Raw genomic sequence first — 3,661 nt, 5'->3', positions numbered from 1 at the left:
ACCTTAAAGAGATACAAACCAATAATAAGGGAAAGTATTATTTCCACCTTGAAAATCAAGGCATTTTTTGTTATGATGCGAAAAGTAATACAACCACCAGGTATGCGCATAAAAATGGAATAGTAAACTCCTTGTACACTAACGAAATAAGCTATTTTTTGGATGACCAGAAAGGTAATTTGTGGGTTGTTTATACCAACGGCGTTCTTGATAAGTTTAACCTGAAAGAACAGCGGGTAACAAACAGGTATTTTGCAATAAACAAACGTTTTGGAGGTCAGTTAAGCGATTTCCACCTCAGCCACGATTCTGGAGGCAATATTTTTATTTATAATATAAGTAACCCTTTCGGCTTGTATTATCTTAATGAAAAAAGTAACACTTTCCGTTATTTTGGAAAGAAGCCGGATCATTCAGGCCTCAGTTCGAATAATGTAAGTTCCATTATAGAGGGAGATGATGGAAATATCTGGATCGGGACCGATCATGGTGGAATTAATATCTTAAATAAGCTAACCAACAAAATAAGTTATATTTTAAGTAAAGAAGATGACCCCAGGGGATTAAAGCAGAACAGCATTGTTACCTTATACAAAGACAATAACGGAATAATCTGGATTGGCACCTTTAAAAAAGGGATCTGTTACTATCATAAAAGCATCTTTAAGTTTCCGCGAAATGAGTATTTAACAGGGAAAAATACGATATATAAAGACGTTAATTCATTTGCGGAAGATAATAAGGGGAATTTGTGGATTGGAACAAACGGCACGGGTTTGCTGTATTTAAACAGAAGCACAGGCGAAATTACAGCATATCGTAATAATCCTGCCAACAATAACTCTTTAAGTAGTGATGTTGTTGTAAGCCTTTACATCGATCATTCGGGCCTCTTGTGGATTGGAACCTATTTAGGCGGACTTAATTCTTTTGACGGAACTAAATTTACCCACTATAAGCATACTACAGATCCTTCCAGCCTTTCAGATAATCGCATTTATGCCCTATTAGAAGATTCATCCAACAGGCTTTGGGTTGGTACTTTAAGTAGTGGATTGGACCTGTTTGACCAGAATACCAAAACCTTTAAGCACTTTAATTCGACAGTTAAGAACACACTAAATTCGAATATCATTAATTGTTTATATGAAGATAAATTTAAAAGAATCTGGATTGGTACTACCCGTGGAGTTAGTATGCTGGATCCCAAAACCTTTAAATTTACCCATTTAATTAATAACAGTAAGGATACGAACAGCCTGATACCCGGTAATGTACATTCCATTATCGAAGATAGCAGAGGATGGATGTGGATAGGCACCCGTGAGGGTATAAGTATATATAATCCTGCAACAAAAACCTTTAATAATTTAAGCGAGGAAGTCGGGCTGCCCGAAAGTGCTGTTTTGGAGTTGCTTGAAGATGAAAATCATCATATTTGGTATAGTTCGCAAAAAGGCCTTTACAAGATCTCCGTGGTTGCTGAAGGGGGAAATTATAGATTTATATACAGTAAATACAATGAGGCCGACGGATTGCAGGGGCCCACATTTAATATGAATGCTGTATACAAAACAAAAGCCGGTGAACTGATTTTTGGAGGGGCAAACGGCTTCAACATTTTTAGGGCGGGCCAAATTACTAAGGAGCAGTATCCTTCAATACTGGTAATAACGGGCTTAGAAATGTTTAACCATAACATACAGGTTGGAGAAAGTATTAACGGCCATATTATTTTGCCAAAAACAATAACAGAACTCGAAAATTTAACCTTTACCTATAAAGAAAACATCTTTTCACTCGAATTTGCATTGCTCAATTATATTAACCACAGCAAAATAACTTATAAATACAATTTAGAAGGATTCGATAAACATTGGCTTACAGTTCCTGCAGAAATGCGTAAGGCCACTTTTACAAATCTTGATCCCGGAAATTACACCTTTCATGTAAAAGCTTTTAACGGAAACGATCCTGTACCACTGGCAGAGTCGCACTTGAAAATTACCATTTTACCTCCTTTCTGGCGAACCACATGGGCATATATACTGTATATTTTAGCAATTGGCTTTTCACTCCTGTTTATCCGGAATAGAGGGATCAAAAAGTTAAGGAAGGAATTTGCCTTAGAGCAGGAAAGGATCCAGGCCAGGCAATTACAGGAGCAGGAGAGAATTCAAGCGTTGCAATTACGACAACAGGACCGGAAAGAAGCTGAAAGATTGCGTGAGTTGGATTTATTGAAAATTAAATTTTTAACAAATCTGAGCCATGAATTCAGAACGCCTATTTCATTGATTCTTGCTCCTGTGGATAAACTATTAATTGAGACCAAAGAAACTGGACGTTACGGTCAGCTGGCCATGATTAAAAGGAATGGAAAGCGTTTATTAAACCTGGTAAACCAGTTGCTCGATTTCCGTAAAATGGAAGAGCAGGAATTGCAATTACATAAGAGCGATGGCGAAATTGTATCCTTTATTAAAGATGCAACAGACTCATTTTATGATCTGGCAGAGCGCAAGCAGATCAAGTTTGCTTTTAAAAGTGCTGTTGAAAATCTATATGTATCGTTTGATCACGATAAGATTGAACGGATATTGTTCAATTTACTTTCAAACGCATTTAAATTTACGCCATCAGCAGGAGCCATAAGTGTTGAATTACAAAAGCTGCCGCATCAGGGAGAAGATGGCTGGGTTTCATTGGAGATAAAAGTGATAGATTCAGGAATTGGGATACCAAAAGATAGGCAGGAAATGATCTTCGAACGGTTTTTTCAAAATGAAACATCCTCATCCATCCTTAACCAGGGATCAGGAATTGGCTTGTCCATCACCAAAGAGTTTGTGAAAATGCACGGAGGTGAAATATTGGTAGAAAGTGAACCGGGTTTAGAAACTTGTTTTACCGTACACCTAAGACTCGCTTCCAGTTCAATTTCGGTGCAGGAGCAAAATGATGTTAAATATGCTGAATTGCCATATGCAGAATCAAATGAAACCATTATAGGCATACCGCTTACAAAAAGTAATGAACATGCCTATGACAGCTCCATAACCACTGAAAAACAATTATGTTCCGATGGAAAAAAGGATGAAAGTGAGTKTTCTGAGATGGATACCTGCATAACAAATGTGCCTCTTGTTTTGTTAATTGAAGATAAYGAGGATTTTAGGTTTTACCTTAAAGATAACYTRAGGKYTTTTTATAARATMGWAGAGGCMTCRAATGGTAAGGAAGGCTGGCAAAAGGCSCTTGCAYTRCATCCTCATCTTATTGTTTCAGATATAAACATGCCGGAAATGAATGGCACTGAATTATGTAAAAAACTGAAAGCGGATGACAGGACCAAACATATCCCGATCATATTACTAACAGCTTTAACTGCTGAAGAAGAGCAGCTTAAAGGCTTAGAAACCGGAGCGAATGATTACATGACCAAGCCCTTTAATTTTGAAATCTTACATTCAAAAATAAAGAATCTGCTCACGCTTCATCAAACGTTTAAGAAAACTTATTCCAGACAGATCAGTATTCAGGCACCGGAAATAGAAATCGAATCTACAGATGTTAAATTCCTTAACGAAGTATTGCCTTATATTGATGCAAATCTTGATAAACCTGAGTTGTCTGTTGAGGACTTAAGTAAGCATATGAG

1 protein-coding gene is annotated in these 3,661 nt (G+C 37.1%); it reads left to right on the top strand.

The window, feature by feature from the left end; genetic code table 11:
• Window positions 1-3,661 (top strand): hybrid sensor histidine kinase/response regulator (locus AC1DPQ_RS21255; protein ID WP_477610795.1); only part of this gene is annotated, 3,661 nt, incomplete at both ends.

The sequence above is a fragment of the Pedobacter sp. 01T416_2 genome (assembly GCF_056398925.1).
Note: the sequence above shows the minus strand (reverse complement) of the source record. Positions and strands in the feature narration are given on the sequence as shown.